Here is a 15,379-nt window from a genome sequence, read left to right as displayed (position 1 = left end):
ATCTTCATGCGCAGGGGGTCCGCCATGCTTAGGGTGCTGATGATTCTGGTGCCGCTGGGCCTCAGCATCTACGCCTTCATCGACTGCCTCACGACCGACGAGAAGGACGTCCGCTACCTCCCCAAGCCGGTCTGGGCGATCCTGGTGCTCCTCTTCCCGCTGGTCGGCTCGGTCTCGTGGCTGATCGCGGGACGGGACCGCCGGGTGACGGGAGCGGCGGGACGGCGCGGCGGCTGGGTCGCCCCGGACGACAACCCGGAATTCCTCAACTCCCTCAAGGACGAGTCGAAACCGTCCGGGAGCCGTCCTGACCCGGGCGGGGACGAGACGGACGGCGACGGGGCCGCCGCGCACCTGGAGCAGTGGGAGGCGGACCTGCGGCGGCGCGAGGAGGAGATCGAGCGCCGTGAGAAGGGCGGCGGCGCCACGGAGGACACGCCGCCGAAAGCCTGAGACCCGGGCCGCCGCGAGATGCTGGCGGCATGGTGATGGATCAGGGACAGGCACGGGAATGGCTGGCGACCGCGCTCGCCGAGGCACGCGCGGGGCTCGCGGAGGGCGGCATCCCGATCGGCGCCGCCCTCTACGGCGCGGACGGGACACCGCTGGGCCGGGGACACAACCGCCGCGTCCAGGACGGCGATCCGTCCCTGCACGCGGAGACGGCGGCCTTCCGCGCGGCGGGGCGGCAGCGCTCGTACCGGGGTACGACGATGGTGACCACGCTCTCGCCGTGCTGGTACTGCTCCGGGCTGGTCCGGCAGTTCGGGATCTCCCGGGTGGTGATCGGCGAGGCGCAGACCTTTCACGGCGGGCACGACTGGCTGGCGGAGCACGGGGTGGAGATCGTCCTGCTGGACGATCCGGAGTGCGTCGCGCTGATGCGGGCCTTCGTCACCGACCGTCCTGACCTCTGGAACGAGGACATCGGCCATGACTGATCCGAACGCTTCCCCTCCCTCCACTTCTTCCGCCCCCTCCACCACCGCCACCCCCTCCCCCACCGCCACCGCCGCCGTGCCGACCGTCGATCTGGGGCCGTGGCGCTCCGGTGACCCCGCCGCGCGCGCCGCCCTCGCCGCGACCGTGGACGAGGCCCTGAGGCGGGCCGGCTTCCTGCTGGTCACGGGCCACGGGGTGGATCCGGCGCTGCGGGCCGGGATCCGGTCGGCGGCCCGGGAGTTCTTCCTGCTGCCCGCCGCCGTGAAGGAGCCGTACGCGGCCCGGGTCGGCGGGCGCGGCTGGCTCCGCTCCGGGGCGGAGGCCAACGGGGGTGCGGAGGGCACGCCGACGCCGCCGGACCTCAAGGAGTCGTACTCCTTCGCCTCGTACGAGCCGACGGGCGACCCGGCCGTGGACGCGGAGTGGTTCCTGCCCAACCGGTGGCCGGCCGGGGCCCCGGGGCTCAGGGAGCCGGTGGAGACGTATCTCGCCCGGATGCGGGAGCTGTCCGACGAGTTGCTCGGGCTCCTCGCGGTCGCGCTCGGCCGGGACGAGGACTTCTTCACCGCGCACACCGCGCACCCGACCTGGGGCTTCAATGTCAACTGGTACCCGGGCACGGAGGTGGTCGGGGAGGCGGAGCCGGGGCAGTTCCGGATCGGCCCGCACACCGACTTCGGTACGGTCACCGTCCTCGACCGGGAGGCGGGCCGGGGCGGGCTCCAGGTCTTCACGGACGAGGAGGGGTGGCGTGACGCCCCGTACGATCCGGACGCCTTCACCGTCAACATCGGCGACCTGATGGCCCGCTGGACGGACGGCCGCTGGTGCTCGGGCCGCCACCGGGTGCTGCCGCCACCGTCGGACGTGCCGTCGGAGGAGCTGATGTCGTTGGTCTACTTCTACGAGTGCGATCCGGGGACGGCCGTCGCCGGGGTGGATTCACACACGTATCTGCGGGCGCAGCTGAACGCGATCGCGGTGGACTGACCCGTAGGACCGTGCGCCTGGCGACAGCGCGACGCCCCGCCGGACCGGTGGTCCGCGCGGGGCGCCGTACGGTGAACGGGTCGGTCAGACCCCGGCGTAGGAGTGCTTGCCGGTGACGAAGATGTTGACGCCGTAGTAGTTGAACAGCCAGCAGCCGAAGGCGATCAGCGCCAGGTAGGCGGCCTTGCGGCCCTTCCAGCCGGCGGTGGCGCGGGCGTGCAGGTAGCAGGCGTACGCGACCCAGGTGATGAAGGACCAGGTCTCCTTGGGGTCCCAGTTCCAGTAGCGGCCCCAGGCCTCGCCCGCCCAGATCGCGCCCGCGATGATCGTGAACGTCCAGAGCGGGAAGACGGCCGCGTTGACGCGGTACGCGAACTTGTCGAGGGTCCCCGAGGCGGGCAGCCGCTCCATGACGGAGGTGGCGAAGGCGCCGGGCTTGCCGCCCGCGGCGAGCTTCGACTCGTACCGCTCACGGAACAGGTAGAGCAGCGTGGCGACCGCGCCGACGTAGAACACCGCGCCGCAGAAGATCGCGGTCGAGACGTGGATCCACAGCCAGTACGAGTGGAGCGCCGGGACCAACTGGTCACTGGCCGTGTAGAGCACGGTGACGGCGAGGCCGAGGTCGAGGAGGACCGTGGTGACCAGCGGCAGTCCGAGCCAGCGGATGTTCTTCTTGAGCGCGAGCAGCGTGAGGTACACCGCGACCGCGACGGTCGAGAAGGTGATGTTGAACTCGTACATGTTGCCCCAGGGGGCGCGCTGTACGGAGAGGGCGCGGGCGACCACACCGGCCGCCTCGACCACGAAGGCGAGGACGGTGAGCGACACGGCGATACGGCCGTACAGGTCGCCCTGGACGTCGTCGCCGGCCGCGCCGGGGCCGTCGGGCAGGTCGCGGGAGCCGGTGGCCGAGCGGGTGACGATCTGGGGCCGGTCCAGGACGGCGGTGGTGCCGCCCTGCGCGGCCTTGACCTTCACGGCCGGGGCGGCGGTCGCGCCCGCGTCACCGGTCAGGGCCGAGGCGGTCCTGGCGACCTTGCTCCTGCTGCCGAACAGCCACTCGGCGATGTGCGCGAAAAAAGCCAGCATGTAGACGGCCATGGACGAATAGATCAGCACGTTGCTGGTGTGCGCCAGGCTTTCGTTGGTTGCTGCGGCGGCGAGACTCACTTCTCAGCCCCTTCGGCTTCGACGGACGCCCGGGCGGTCTTGTCGACCGTCTCCTCGGCGGGATCAGGCTCTTCTGCGTGGGTGGGCGCTTCTGCGTGCGTGGGCGCTCCCGCGTGGGTCGGCGCTTCCGCGTGGAGGGTGCCGGCCAGGTCGGCCAGTTCCTCCGGGAGTCTGGCGGACTCGCTGCGGCCGAGACCCGCCATCTCGACGACGGTGACGCCGTCGGCGCCCCGCACGGCCCGGACCCAGACCCGGCGCCGCTGGATGAAGAGTGAGCCGGCCAGTCCCGCGATCGCGGCGATCGCACCGGTCAGCGCCCAGCCGTCACCGGGCTGGTGCGTGATCTGGAAGCTCGCCCACTCCTTGATGTCCTTCTCGAAGGTGATCGACCCGGCCCCGTCCGGCAGGTCGAGCTTCTCGCCCGGGAGCAGGGTCTTCTTGAGGATGTCCCCCTTGGCGTCCTTGAAGGGCGTCATCTTGGAGGTGTTCAGCTGGTACACGTTCTGCGCCAGCCCCGAGTCCACCCCGAGACTGCCGTGGTACGCGCCCAGGTTGAGGACGGGCAGGTCGAGCGCGGGGAAGCGGGAGAACATCTGCCCGTTGCCCTTTCCCGCGAAGGTCGGCACGAAGAACGCCGCGAACCCGAGCTGGTCCCTCTTCCCCGCCTTGTCCTTGTAGCCGTTGACGACCTTGATGGCCCCGGTGGAGGTGAAGTTGCCGTCGACCGGCAGCAGCGGCACCGCGCCGCTGAAGACCACCTTGTCGGCACGGTCCCTGACCGTGACGACCGGGGCGTATCCGTGGCCGATCAGGAAGACCTTGGAGCCGTCGATCGCCAGCGGCTCGTTGACCTTGACGACCGCCTTGTGCTCCTTGTCGCGCGGACCGGCGGTGTAGCGGATCGCCGCCTCGAAGGTGCGGGGGGTGCCGAGCTGCGGCCCGCTGCGCTCGTACGTCCCGGTGAACTTGTCCAGCGTGAAGCTGAACGGCGCGAGGTCGTCGGTGTTGAACAGCGAGCCGGACCGGAAGTCGTCGTACTGGGTGAGGGTGTTGGAGAAACCGTCACCCTCCACGACCAGCTTGCCGCCGTCGGACTTGAAGAGCTGGCCGGTGGCGAACGAGATCAGGAGCACGATCAGCGCGATGTGGAAGATCAGGTTGCCGGTCTCGCGGAGGTAGCCCTTCTCCGCGGCGACCGCGTCGCCGTCCCCGTACACCCGGAAGCGGCGCCTCTTGAGAATGGAGAGCGCGGCTTCCCGTACGGCTTCCGGTTCGGCCGCGGTGCGCCAGGTCGTGTACGCGGGCAGCCGGGTGAGGCGCTTGGGCGCGCGCGGCGGGCGGGCGCGCAGCTGGCCGACGAACTGCCAGGTGCGCGGGATGATGCAGCCGATGAGGGAGACGAACAGCAGGATGTAGATCGCGGAGAACCACACCGAGCTGTAGACGTGGAAGAGCTGGAGCTGGTCGTAGATCGGCGAGACGGCGGTGTGCTTCGCCTTGAAGTCCTGGACCTTCAGCTCGTCGACGTTGGTCTGCGGGATCAGCGAGCCGGGGATGGCGCCGAGGGAGAGCAGGAAGAGCAGGATCAGCGCGACGCGCATGGAGGTGAGCTGGCGCCAGAACCAGCGCGCCCAGCCGATGACGCTCAGGGTGGGGCCGGTGAGGAGGGACTCCTCGCGGGGGGCCGTGGAGAGCTGGGAGCCGGCGGCGCCGAGTTCCCGTACGTCCCGGGCGTCGCGCGACTCGGCGGACGGGTCTGTCGTCTCGGGCGCCGTGCTGCCGGTCTCTGACTCTGTCGTGCTCATGGACTAGATCCCCACCGTGAAGCCGTTGGACCAACCCTGCATCTCCTGCACGATGCCGTCCCACGCACCGGTCACCAGCAGCAGCCCGGTCGCGATCATCATGCCGCCGCCGATCCGCATCACCCAGGTGTAGTGCTTCTTGATCCACCCGAACGCGCCCAGCGCCTTGCGGAAGGCGACGGCGGCGAGGACGAACGGCAGACCGAGGCCGAGGCAGTACGCGACGGTCAGTATGGCTCCCCGGCCCGCGGTCCCCTGGTCGAACGCGAGGAACTGCACGGAGCCGAGGACCGGGCCCATGCAGGGCGTCCAGCCGATCCCGAAGAGCGCGCCCAGCAGCGGGGCGCCGGCGAGGCCGGCCACCGGACGCCGGTGGAAGCGGAATTCACGCTGGGTGAGCCAGGGCATCAGCCCCAGGAAAAACGCGCCCATCAGGATCATCAGCACGCCGAGGATCTTGGAGAGCACGCCGCGCTGGGCCTGGAGTTCCGAACCGAAGTAGCCGAAGAAGGCACCGCCGGAGACGAAGACCGCGCTGAATCCCACGACGAAGAGCGACGACCCGGCGAGCATCCTGCCGCGTCTGGCCTCCGCCAGGTCGGTGCCGCTGATGCCGGTCACGTACGACAGGTAGCCGGGCACCAGGGGCAGCACGCACGGGGAGAAGAAGGAGACCAGACCGCCCAGCGCCGCCAGCGGGAACGCGAGCAGCAGCGCTCCCGTGACGATGGTGTCGTTCGAGTCCGTCACCGCGGCGAGAAACTGCACAGGATCACTTCTCCGCAATCAGCGGGTCGATCAGCTTGCGCAACTGCTCCTCGTCCACGGCCTTGAGCGAGCGGGCCGCGATCTTCCCGTTCCGGTCGAGCACGATCGTGGAGGGGATCGCCTGGGGGTTGAGGCTGCCCTTGGGGAACCCGTACACGAGGAGCTTGCCCGCCGGGTCGTACAGGCTCGGGTAGGTGATGCCGAAGTCCTGCTCGAACTTGATGGCGGGCTGCTTCTCCAGGTCGCGGGTGTTTATCCCGACGAACGCCACGCCCTGGCCCGCGGTCTCCTTGGAGACCTTGGCGAAGTGCGGCGCCTCGGCGAGGCACGGCCCGCACCACGAGCCCCAGACGTTGAGGACGACAACCTTGCCCTTGTAGTCCGCGACGTCGAGCTTCTTGCCCTCCAGGGTCTCGCCCGAGAGGTCGTTGACGGCTCGGCGGTCGGCCTTGGCGACCGTGGAGATACCGCCGGTGTTCGACACAAAACCGGTCTTTCCGCCGCCTCCGGACGTTCCGCCGCCCCCGCACGCGGAGAGCGTCAACGCGCCCGCGGCGACGGCGACCGGCAGAACAGCGCGGAGTCGACGGCTCGGGCTGCTTCGAGGAGCGCGGCCAAAGTTCATGTGAAAAGTTTCGCATGGGCGTTTCGGGGGATCTTGCGCACCCCCCTCGGTGACCGCACTGCCCGTAAGGCCCGTTGTCAAGCCGCCTTAAAGAAAGCGTTCCACCCGCCCTCCGGCGCCTGGCCGACCTCCAGCGAGCGGAGCTTGGCGAGCACGGCGGGGTCCTGGGCGTCGATCCAGTCGGTGAACTGGCGGAACGACACGAGCCGTACGTCCTTCTTGCCGGCCATCTCCTTGAGCGCCTCTTCCACGGCGTCCATGTAGATTCCGCCGTTCCACTGTTCGAAGTGGTTGCCTATGAAGAACGGCGCGCGATTCGATTCGTACGCGCGGTTGAACCCGTTGAGATACGCGCCCTTGGCCTGCTCGCGCCAGCGCGGGTAGTTCTCCGGCATGCCCTTGGTCGAATTCACCGACTGGTTGGCGAGCATGTTGTAGTCCATGGACAGGACTTCGAAACTGTGTCCGGGGAACGGGACGCCCTGGAGCGGGAAATCCCACAGCCCGCCCTTTTTATCCGGCCATTTCTGGGTGCCGCCCGGCGAGCTGGCGTCGTACCGCCAGCCCAGTTTGCGCGCGGTCGGCAGCAACCGCTCCTGACCGAGGAGACAGGGCGTACGGCCGCCGGTCAATTCCTTGCGGTAGTCGAAGGGCAGCGGATCGAGATCGGTCCAGCCGCTGTTCGTACGCCACTCGGTGACGAACGACACGGCCTGTTCGACCTCGTTGTGCCACTGAGCGGGGGTCCAGTTGTCCACCGTGCCGTGGCCGGCGCAGAAATGTCCGTTGAAATGGGTGCCTATCTCGTGTCCGTCGAGCCAGGCGCGGCGGACGTTCTTGAGCGTTTCCTTGATGTGGTCGTCGGTGAGATAGCCGATGTCGGAGGCTCCGACGGGGTTGTTGGGCGGGCGGTAGAGCGTCTTCTTCGACTCGGGGAGCAGATAGACCCCGGAGAGGAAGAAGGTCATGGCCGCGCCGTGGTCCTTGGCGAGGTCGAGGAAGCGGGGGAAGAGGCCGTTGCCGACCTCGCCGGCCCCGTCCCAGGAGAAGACGACAAACTGCGGCGGGGTCTGGCCGGGCTCCAGCGGGACCGGGGCGGGGGGCTGGTGCGGCTGTTTTCCCGTGTCGGAAGTGGAACCGTCACCTAGGAGCCGGGCCTCCTTAGCGAGAGGCTTGGCGGAGGCCTTCCCACCCTGGCCCCCGCCCTTCCCGTCCCCTTTGCCGGCGCCCGTCCGATGCGAACCGTTCTGGCCGGAAGAGGACCCGCAGCCGGCGATCCCGATCGCCGCCGCGGCTCCGACTCCCGCTCCCAGCAGTCCCCTTCGGCTGATGTCGCGCATACAGTCCCCATCCGCGCTCGCACGTCCCGTGTGCCGCTCAGGCAGGTTTTACAAGCGGCAACACATGAGATGTCGTACCGAACGCGGAGGTTCCAGGACTTGTCATATTTTAACAAAAGCAGACTCAAAGGTGACTGCTGAAACAGCCGCCCCACGAGCCTCACCCACCTCACGCACCGAAGGCTTTGGCCCCGCCCTTGACCGGCTTGGCACCGGCGAGGAGATGGGCCGGGACGAGATCTCGCGCCGGCTCGGAGTAGCCGATCGAGACGATCTTGTCGCCCTGGAAGGTGAAGCTCGTCAGGGAGGCGAGGGTGCACTGCCTGCGGCGCGGGTCGTGCCACAGTCTGCGGTGCTCGACGAAGCTCCGGACGATCCAGATCGGCAGCTGGTGGCTGACGCAGACCGCCTCGTGCCCCCGGGCCGCGTCGCGCGCCGCCGTGAGGGCGCCCATCATCCGTACGACCTGGTCGACGTACGGCTCGCCCCAGGACGGCCGGAACGGGTTGGTGAGGTGCTTCCAGTTGGCGGGCTTGCGCAGCGCGCCGTCGCCGACACCGAACGTCTTGCCCTCGAAGACGTTCCTCGCCTCGATCAGCCGGTCGTCGGTGTCGAGGGTCAGCCCGTGGCTCTTGGCGAGGGGGGCCGCGGTCTCCTGGGCGCGCTCCAGCGGGGACGCCACGACGTGAGTGATGTCACGGGCGGCGAGGTGCTCGGCGACCCGGTCGGCCATCTGCCGGCCCAGCTCGGAGAGGTGGAACCCGTCGCGGCGCCCGTAGAGCACGCCGTCGGGGTTGTGGACCTCGCCGTGCCGCATGAGGTGGACGACGGTCGTTTCGCTGGGGTCACTCATGCGGTGCTCTCCGTTACTTCTACGGCTTGGGCGGCGGCGCGGGCCGCGGCAGGCAGGGCGGCGGCGACCCGCTCGACCGCGCGGTCGTCGTGGGCGGTGGACACGAACCAGGACTCGAAGGACGACGGCGGCAGGTAGACGCCGTCGGCGAGCAGCGAGTGGAAGAACGGGGTGAAGCGGAAGGACTGCTGGCGCTTGGCGCCGTCGTAGTCGTGGACCTCGTCGGCGGTGAAGAAGACGGAGAACATGTTGCTCGCGCTCTGCACCCGGTGGGCGACGCCTTCCTTGGTGAGCGCCTCGCCGACGAGGCCCTGGATCTCGGCGGAGACCCGGTCGACGGTGGCGTACGCCGCGTCGTCCAGCAGCCGCAGCTGCGCGAGACCGGCGGCGGTGGCGACGGGGTTCCCGGAGAGCGTGCCCGCCTGGTAGACGGGGCCCACGGGGGCGAGGTGGCCCATGATGTCGGCGCGCCCGCCGAACGCGGCGGCCGGGAACCCGCCGCCCATGACCTTGCCGAAGGTCATCAGGTCGGGCGCGACGCCGTCGATGCCGTACCAGCCGGCCTTGGAGGTACGGAAGCCGGTCATCACCTCGTCGGAGATGTAGAGGGCGCCGTCGGCGGCGCAGATCTCCTTGAGCCCGGCGTTGAAGCCGGGGCGGGGCGGGACGACCCCCATGTTGCCGGGCGAGGCCTCGGTGATCACGCAGGCGATCTGCCCGGGGTGCGCGGCGAAGGCCTGACGCACGGCATCAAGATCGTTGTACGGCAGCACAATCGTGTCGCCGGCCTGCGCGCCGGTGACGCCGGGGGTGTCGGGCAGCCCGAGCGTGGCGACCCCCGAGCCGGCGGCGGCCAGCAAGGCGTCCACATGCCCGTGATAGCAGCCGGCGAACTTGACGATCTTCGCGCGCCCGGTGAAACCGCGGGCGAGGCGGATCGCGGACATGGTCGCCTCGGTCCCCGACGACACGAGCCGGACCTGCTCGACGGGCGCCACGCGGGCCACGATCTCCTCGGCGAGCACGACCTCGCCCTCCCCCGGCGTACCGAAGGAGGTGCCACGGGCGACGGCGGCCTGGACCGCTTCGATGACCTCTGGGCGTGAATGACCGAGAATCATCGGCCCCCAAGAACATACGAGGTCGACATATTCACGGCCGTCCGCATCGATCAGGTATGGACCGTTACCGGACACCATGAACCGGGGCGTACCGCCCACGGCACGGAAGGCACGGACGGGGGAGTTCACGCCGCCGGGCGTCACGAGGGCCGCACGGTCGAAAAGCGTCTGCGAAACTGGGGCGGCATAGTCATAGGGGAAGCTCACGCAATCCATGGTGTCAGAGGCTCGGACGTTCTTGCGGTCAGGTGTTTCACCGCACGCGCGTGGGGGAGGTCACTGTCACGATGATCGGGTTGCGCGGCCGGGGCTGCGAGTGGTCGGGTGGAGATATGCATCGCGGTGGCGGACTGGGCGAGGGAACCGATGATCTCGGTCCGGAGCCTGCCCGGCGTGGTAAGCACCGGCGACGCGAGCGCGAGGCGCGCGAGCAGATTCCGGAAAGCAGGAGTGGTGGCCGGGTGGGGGTGACCTACAAATATTTCGGCGCACCCGACGGGGCCACGGCTGCCCGTGTCCCGATTTCCATGCGTCCGGAGGAATTGGGCGGCGATGAACTCGGTATGGGCGGGATGTTCTCGAAGGTCAAGCCGGAGACGATAGCGGCGATGGTCCTGACGGGCATACAAGGCATGCCCCTGAACAAGGTCCCCCCACTGGAACTGGTCGTCCTGCACCCGGACTACGCGGTGGTGAAACTCCCCATGACGGTCGTGGACCCACTCCGCGACATCGGCGAGGAATCCGTGGGCGCGGCAGCCTTCATCTGGTCCACGGTCCCGGACCGGGGCGGCCCGAGGGACGCGTTCAACGTCTACCAACTCCTGCACGAATGGCAGGACTTCAGCCACCGCCTGCACGAGGCGGGCCACCAGCCGTATTGCCTGGTGTGGCCCTGACCTGACCCTGACCTGACCTCATCCCCCGCCGGGGCGGAGGGTCATGACTTCCTCGTCCCGCCAGCTCGATCACCAACACCGGACCACTCATGCGGCGGAGCCTGGTCAGCGAAGTCTCGCTCCTCCATGGGTTGTTCGGCGATTGCCGTCCATAGAAAGGCCGCCTGGGACGCTGCCCTCTCAGGGTGTTGGGGTGTGCTGGTCGCGCAGGGCCTGTTCTACCGCTTCTTGTACGCGGGCGTCCTCGCGGAGCTTTCGGTGGGCTCTGCGGCGGCGGGTCAGGTGGAGTGTGGTCAGCAGGAGGGCGATCAGGGCCGCGGCCAGGAGAAGGAGGGGCCAGGGGATCGACCAGGCTCGGGTGGTGGCCTCGGTGGGTTTCAGGGAGGTCGTGGAGCCCGACGCGTCCGTCAGGATGGGGGTGAGCGTCACCGTTGCCTTCAGGCGGATGGCTGAGGCCACTCCGTGCACCGGGACCTTTACCTTCCAGGTTTCTCCTGGGAGCAGTTCCGGGGGTGCGGTTATGTGGGTCGCCTCAGTCTTCAGCCAGTTGAAGGGGCCCGCTATTGCCACCGACTGACGTGCCGACAGGATCGCGTTTCCTGTGTTGTGGATCGTGTACGTGACCGTCGCGTCGCCCTTCGCGAACGGGTTCGCCGGGGTGGAGTGGTTCAGGTGGACGTTCTCGATCGCCAGCTGTGGCTTGAGTGTGCCGCCCACGCGTAGTTTGACCCGGATTCCCAGGCGTCTGTCCACGTTGATGCCCTCGGCGTCGTCCGGCTGCTTGAGGGAGGTGAGGATGCCGCCCACGTAGTCGCCCGGCGGGGCGTTGTCGGGGATCTTCGCCGTGAAGGGGAGTTGGGCCGACCTGCCGGGCTTGATCGTGACGTTGGCGCGGGTCGCGTGGATCCAGGCGCCGATCCCCACCGACTTCTTGTCCCTTGTCAGCAGGTCGAGTTGGCCCGTGTCCGTCGTGAAGCCGTCGGCCGTGTAGACCGCGAGGTCGAGCGGGGTCTTGCCGTGGTTGGCCACGACCATCGCGTCCTTGAGCTGTCCGCCCGGGTTGACGGCGTAGCTGAAGCTGGAACGGTCGTCGCCATAGCTGTTCGCGGCCGTCCTGACCGTCCAGGTGACGTCGCCGTCGGCCGCCGACGCGGGGCCGGTGGACAGGCCGACAGCGATGACGAGCGCGGTGAGCAGGGTCGCGGCTGTGGTGCGGATACGGGGTGCGGTACGGACGAGCGCGTACATCGTGAGGTTCTCCTGGAACGGGAGGTGGGGCAGGCGCCGGAGGGCGCCTGCCCCACCCGGTGGGACGGGTCCGGTCAGTCGCTCAGCGCGACGTCAGCTGCTCAGCCGCTCAGCTACTCAGCTGCTCAGCTGCTCAGCTGCTCAGCTGCTCAGCGCGGTGATCGTCAGCGTGGCCCGGTAGCCACCCTTCTGAACGCTGTCCGGGATCTTCAGGTCGAGGTCGGCGCCCAGTCGCGCCGAACCCCGCGGGTGCCCCTGCTCGGCCGAACCGAGGCCGCGCGCGATGGACAGGCCCTTGCCGTGGTCGTCGTACCCGGAAGCCACCGGGTCACTGGCCTTGGCGCCCGCGCCACCGTCGAGGATCATCGGCGACCAACCGAGGTTCGCGCCCGAGAACGTCTTGTCGGCGTCCTTGAAGTCACTCACACTCGCCGAGACCGACCAGGGAGCGAGCGAGCGGCGGCTGTCCGAGACGAGCAGCGGGTTGATCTTGCCGGCCGCCTCGAAGTGGTCGCCGTTCCGCTCCTGCGCGGTACCGAGGTCCACCAGGCCGTTGTAACCGTCGATCGTCCAGCCGAACTCACCCGGAGCGACCTTCGGCACGTTGACCGCGAGCGACTGGCTGTCGCCGTGGTACGGGTGCACGCTGACCTTGTCGACCAGCGAGCCGACGGGCTGGTCCGCGTCGGTGTTGTTGCACCAGGAGCCGCGCGTGACGGCCGAGTTCGGGGCCGCGCAGGTGCCGCTGCGTACGTTCTCGACCACGAGCTTGTCGTTGCGCACCTGCACCTTGACGTAGGTGCGGACGTGCTCCTGGTTCTGGACCGAGTTGTACCAGTAGCTGTCCGGGTTCAGCGGGTCGGCGCCGTTGCCGGCCCCGCTCGTACCGCTGCTGTCCGGCTTCGTGATGTCGTAGTACTTCGAGCCCGAGGCCGAGTTGCCCGTCACGTACAGGACACCGCCGGGACCGGGGTACACGTCGGCGGCACCGGGCTTCTCGGCCGGGTCCGCCTTCTCACCGTTCTTGATCAGGTAGCTGCGCGAATAGCTGTGGTCGTGGCCCTGGAGCACCAGGTCCACGCCGAGCTTGGAGAACGTGGTCGGGAAGTCGACACGCCGCGCCTTGTTGTCGCTGTCCTTGGCGTGGTCGGCCGGCGAGTAGATCGAGTGGTGGTACGTGAGCACCTTCCACTTGGCCTCGGAGCCGTGCTTGTTGATGACGTCGGTGACGTACGCGAGGTGCGCCGCGTCACCGCCGCCGCCCTGCGAGGTGGCGTAGCTGTTGCTGTTGAGGTCGATGAACAGCACATCCTTGTAGATGTACCAGTAGTCACCGCCGGACGTGTTGGACGCCGGGTTCCCGTTGGAGTACAGCGGGGCCGAGCGGTCCGTGTTCGGCGTCGAGAAGTGCTGCTCGTAGGCCTTGCCGCCGACGTCGTGGTTGCCGATGGTGGCCGCCCACGGGTACGAGCGCAGCTTGTCGGGTGCCAGGAAGGAGTTCCACTGGGACTCGTTGTTCGCGGTCTCGACCTGGTCACCGCCCGACACGAGGAGTTCGGCGTTCGGGTTGGCCGTCGTGGCGACGTCCACGGTGTCCTGCCAGCCGGCCTGGTCCTGCGCCAGGTCGCCGGACGAGCCGATCTGCGGGTCGCCGAAGAAGAGGAAGTCGTAGTCGCCTTCGAAGTCCTGCGTCTTGAAGGAGTACGCCGGGGACCAGTTGCCCTCGGTGCCGACACGGTACGTGTACCCCGTGTCCTCCTTCAGGCTGGTGATCGTCGCGTGCCGGTTGAAACCGCCGCTGGTGGCGATGTTCGCCGCGCCGGTGGCGTCGAACGTGGCCGCGCCGGCGGGGAATTCGCCGTTGACCAGCTCCGAGGTCGGGGCGACCTGGAGCTTCTGCGCGGTGTCGGCGGAGGAGTACCACGTCACGGTGCGCTGGGTCTCGTTCGCGCCCACACCGAGGATGATGCCGGAGAGCGTGGCCGGTTCGGCGGCGGCGGCAGGGGACGCCAGCCCGCTGCCGAGGGCGACGGTCAGGCCCAGGACTGCCGCGGTGACCCCGGTGGCCACGCGGCGCCGCACAAGCCCGGAGGCCTGTGTCGAGGTGCTCGATTTCATCGGTTCTTCGTTCCTTTATGTGCACGGGGGGGTGCATGTAATGACGTTGTTAAGGTCTCTCCACAGAGTGAACCGGCCGAGAATGCGATGGTGGGATTGGCTGAACTTCGCCGCTCGTACGGGCAGTCCGCCCCGTACGCACAGTCCGCTCCGTACGCGAACTCCGCCCCGTACGCGAACTCCGCCCCGTAGGCGAACTCCGTCCCGGGTTCATATCCCGAACAGCCGCTCCACGCACCAGACCAGCCCCATCGCGGACACCCCCGCCGAAATCGCCCCGGTCACCCACAGCCCGGCCGTCGGCGCCCGGTGGCGCAACAGCGTCAGCAGCGGGAAGACGAGAGCGATGATCGTCAGCTGTACGGTCTCGATGCCGACGTTGAACACCAGCAGCGACCACAACAGCGTCCACGACCACGCCTCGTCGATCCCCAGCGCGCCCGCGAACCCCAGCCCGTGCACCAGGCCGAAGCAGAACACCACCCCCAGGCGGGTCCAGCCCGCGCGGTCGAGGCTGAAGTGACCGCGCCCCTCCGTCTCCAGGTCCGCCGCGCGGCCGCCCTGCCGCCAGATCCGCCACAGGTACCAGCCCGCGACCACCGCGATCGACAGCGCGATGACGGGCTCCACGACCCGCGCGGGCACGTCGACCAGACCGAGCGCGGCGAGCAGGAACGTCACCGAGTGCGCGAGGGTGAAACTGGTCGCCGCGAGCACGATCTCCCGCAGCCGCCGCGACCCGGCGATGAGCGCCAGCAGGAACAGGATGTGGTCGATGCCGGTCAGCAGGTGTTCGGCGCCCAGGCGGAAGAACTCCCAGAACCGCTCGTACCACGCCTGCCCGGTCGAGAAGGACGGGTGCTCGGCGTCGAGCGCCGCACTGCCGGACCGGCCGTCGAGGTCGTACGTGACGATCGTCTTCGTACCGGTGACGTACTTCTCGGAGTCGGGGAACAGTTCGCCGCGCACCTCGTGGGCGTCACTCCGCTCCGGACAGGTCCAGTCGAGCAGCAGATCGGTGTACGGCACGCCCTCGTGCCGGCTCATCGTGAAGGGGCCGACCCGGGCCGGCGTACAGGCCTTGCCGCCCGAGGTGACCGAGAAGCGCCGGGTGACGTACGCGACGGCCGACTTCGTATGGGCGTTGAGCGCCGCGGCCTGCCGGGGGGTGTCACCGGCGTCGAACGCGGCTGTCCCCGTACGGAAGAGGGCGTCGTCGCCCTCGAAGTCGGCGGTGGACACGACGAAGAGGTCGTATTCGAGCTTGAGCCTCGTCCGTATGTGACCGTCGTCGCCCGCCGCGACGTCGACGTACACGGTCGACGAGAAGCCGTGGGCGGACGCCGGCTGTGCGGTGCCCAGGAAAACGATCAGCGCCGCGGTGATCCCGATGATGACGCGGCGCACCCGTGGTGACATGTGACTCCTTCAGGTTGCGTGTGCACGCTGCATGTCGGGGATGAACACGAACCGGCCCGGCGGCGAACCGTGGAAAAA

Annotated in this window: 14 protein-coding genes; 4 read left to right on the top strand and 10 right to left on the bottom strand. The window is 68.9% G+C overall.

Features of this window, described 5'->3' with window-relative positions:
- Positions 1 to 24: 24 nt before the first annotated feature.
- From ACIO1C_RS17730 to ACIO1C_RS17720, 3 genes are read left to right on the top strand one after another with little or no spacing between them, the layout of a single operon-like run.
- Positions 25 to 453, top strand: coding sequence for a PLD nuclease N-terminal domain-containing protein (locus tag ACIO1C_RS17730; protein WP_401864327.1), 429 nt, complete (start codon positions 25 to 27; stop codon positions 451 to 453).
- A 35-nt stretch (positions 454 to 488) separates the two neighbouring features.
- A complete protein-coding gene (locus ACIO1C_RS17725) occupies positions 489 to 941 on the top strand; it encodes a nucleoside deaminase (protein WP_401865060.1) in 453 nt (150 codons plus the stop codon).
- Positions 934 to 1,932 (top strand): isopenicillin N synthase family dioxygenase, encoded by a 999-nt coding sequence (locus tag ACIO1C_RS17720; RefSeq protein ID WP_401864324.1) that lies wholly within the window; start codon positions 934 to 936, stop codon positions 1,930 to 1,932. The genes ACIO1C_RS17725 and ACIO1C_RS17720 overlap by 8 nt, the downstream gene beginning before the upstream one ends.
- A gap of 84 nt (positions 1,933 to 2,016) precedes the next feature.
- Here the strand turns inward: ACIO1C_RS17720 and ccsB are convergent, their stop codons facing one another.
- From ccsB to hemL, 7 genes are all read right to left on the bottom strand, one after another.
- Positions 2,017 to 3,036 (bottom strand): c-type cytochrome biogenesis protein CcsB, encoded by a 1,020-nt coding sequence (gene ccsB, locus ACIO1C_RS17715; RefSeq protein WP_401865057.1) that lies wholly within the window; start codon positions 3,034 to 3,036, stop codon positions 2,017 to 2,019.
- A gap of 65 nt (positions 3,037 to 3,101) precedes the next feature.
- Positions 3,102 to 4,910 (bottom strand): cytochrome c biogenesis protein ResB, encoded by a 1,809-nt coding sequence (locus ACIO1C_RS17710; protein WP_401864321.1) that lies wholly within the window; start codon positions 4,908 to 4,910, stop codon positions 3,102 to 3,104.
- Between the two features lie 3 nt (positions 4,911 to 4,913).
- A complete protein-coding gene (locus ACIO1C_RS17705) occupies positions 4,914 to 5,678 on the bottom strand; it encodes a cytochrome c biogenesis CcdA family protein (protein ID WP_401864318.1) in 765 nt (254 codons plus the stop codon).
- Positions 5,679 to 5,682: 4 nt separating this feature from the next.
- A complete protein-coding gene (locus ACIO1C_RS17700) occupies positions 5,683 to 6,303 on the bottom strand; it encodes a TlpA family protein disulfide reductase (protein WP_401864315.1) in 621 nt (206 codons plus the stop codon).
- Positions 6,304 to 6,380: 77 nt separating this feature from the next.
- A complete protein-coding gene (locus ACIO1C_RS17695; protein ID WP_401864312.1) occupies positions 6,381 to 7,643 on the bottom strand; it encodes a hypothetical protein in 1,263 nt (420 codons plus the stop codon).
- Positions 7,644 to 7,812: 169 nt separating this feature from the next.
- Positions 7,813 to 8,496, bottom strand: a complete 684-nt coding sequence (locus ACIO1C_RS17690; RefSeq protein ID WP_401864310.1) for a histidine phosphatase family protein — start codon at positions 8,494 to 8,496, stop codon at positions 7,813 to 7,815.
- Positions 8,493 to 9,833 carry a glutamate-1-semialdehyde 2,1-aminomutase gene (gene hemL, locus ACIO1C_RS17685; RefSeq protein WP_401864307.1) on the bottom strand — a complete coding sequence of 447 codons (1,341 nt, stop codon included), beginning with the start codon at positions 9,831 to 9,833 and terminating at the stop codon, positions 8,493 to 8,495. The genes ACIO1C_RS17690 and hemL overlap by 4 nt, the downstream gene beginning before the upstream one ends.
- 116 nt (positions 9,834 to 9,949) lie before the next feature.
- Here hemL and ACIO1C_RS17680 point away from each other — a divergent pair, with 116 nt between their 5' ends.
- Positions 9,950 to 10,516 carry a hypothetical protein gene (locus ACIO1C_RS17680; RefSeq protein ID WP_161308980.1) on the top strand — a complete coding sequence of 189 codons (567 nt, stop codon included), beginning with the start codon at positions 9,950 to 9,952 and terminating at the stop codon, positions 10,514 to 10,516.
- Positions 10,517 to 10,696: 180 nt separating this feature from the next.
- Here ACIO1C_RS17680 and ACIO1C_RS17675 read toward each other — a convergent pair whose 3' ends face one another.
- From ACIO1C_RS17675 to ACIO1C_RS17665, 3 genes are all read right to left on the bottom strand, one after another.
- Positions 10,697 to 11,764, bottom strand: a complete 1,068-nt coding sequence (locus tag ACIO1C_RS17675; RefSeq protein ID WP_401864304.1) for a WxL protein peptidoglycan domain-containing protein — start codon at positions 11,762 to 11,764, stop codon at positions 10,697 to 10,699.
- Positions 11,765 to 11,905: 141 nt separating this feature from the next.
- Entirely contained in the window at positions 11,906 to 13,882 is a 1,977-nt protein-coding gene (locus ACIO1C_RS17670; RefSeq protein ID WP_401864301.1) for a fibronectin type III domain-containing protein, read from the bottom strand.
- Between the two features lie 210 nt (positions 13,883 to 14,092).
- Positions 14,093 to 15,301 (bottom strand): HupE/UreJ family protein, encoded by a 1,209-nt coding sequence (locus ACIO1C_RS17665; RefSeq protein ID WP_401864298.1) that lies wholly within the window; start codon positions 15,299 to 15,301, stop codon positions 14,093 to 14,095.
- Positions 15,302 to 15,379 lie beyond the last annotated feature (78 nt).

The organism is Streptomyces sp. NPDC087420 (genome assembly GCF_044744165.1).
GTDB lineage: Bacteria > Actinomycetota > Actinomycetes > Streptomycetales > Streptomycetaceae > Streptomyces.
This window is presented reverse-complemented; position numbering and strand designations above follow the sequence as displayed.

Excerpts from the sequence above, each read along its gene's own strand:
- ACIO1C_RS17665 (WP_401864298.1), bottom strand. The coding sequence starts at position 15,301 with ATGTCACCACGGGTGCGCCGCGTCATCATCGGGATCACCGCGGCGCTG.
- ccsB (WP_401865057.1), bottom strand. The coding sequence starts at position 3,036 with ATGGCCGTCTACATGCTGGCTTTTTTCGCGCACATCGCCGAGTGGCTG.
- ACIO1C_RS17675 (WP_401864304.1), bottom strand. The coding sequence starts at position 11,764 with ATGTACGCGCTCGTCCGTACCGCACCCCGTATCCGCACCACAGCCGCG.
- ACIO1C_RS17730 (WP_401864327.1), top strand. The coding sequence starts at position 25 with ATGCTTAGGGTGCTGATGATTCTGGTGCCGCTGGGCCTCAGCATCTAC.
- ACIO1C_RS17670 (WP_401864301.1), bottom strand. The coding sequence starts at position 13,882 with ATGAAATCGAGCACCTCGACACAGGCCTCCGGGCTTGTGCGGCGCCGC.
- ACIO1C_RS17710 (WP_401864321.1), bottom strand. The coding sequence starts at position 4,910 with ATGAGCACGACAGAGTCAGAGACCGGCAGCACGGCGCCCGAGACGACA.
- ACIO1C_RS17725 (WP_401865060.1), top strand. The coding sequence starts at position 489 with ATGGATCAGGGACAGGCACGGGAATGGCTGGCGACCGCGCTCGCCGAG.
- ACIO1C_RS17720 (WP_401864324.1), top strand. The coding sequence starts at position 934 with ATGACTGATCCGAACGCTTCCCCTCCCTCCACTTCTTCCGCCCCCTCC.
- ACIO1C_RS17700 (WP_401864315.1), bottom strand. The coding sequence starts at position 6,303 with ATGAACTTTGGCCGCGCTCCTCGAAGCAGCCCGAGCCGTCGACTCCGC.
- ACIO1C_RS17695 (WP_401864312.1), bottom strand. The coding sequence starts at position 7,643 with ATGCGCGACATCAGCCGAAGGGGACTGCTGGGAGCGGGAGTCGGAGCC.
- hemL (WP_401864307.1), bottom strand. The coding sequence starts at position 9,833 with ATGGATTGCGTGAGCTTCCCCTATGACTATGCCGCCCCAGTTTCGCAG.
- ACIO1C_RS17690 (WP_401864310.1), bottom strand. The coding sequence starts at position 8,496 with ATGAGTGACCCCAGCGAAACGACCGTCGTCCACCTCATGCGGCACGGC.
- ACIO1C_RS17680 (WP_161308980.1), top strand. The coding sequence starts at position 9,950 with ATGCATCGCGGTGGCGGACTGGGCGAGGGAACCGATGATCTCGGTCCG.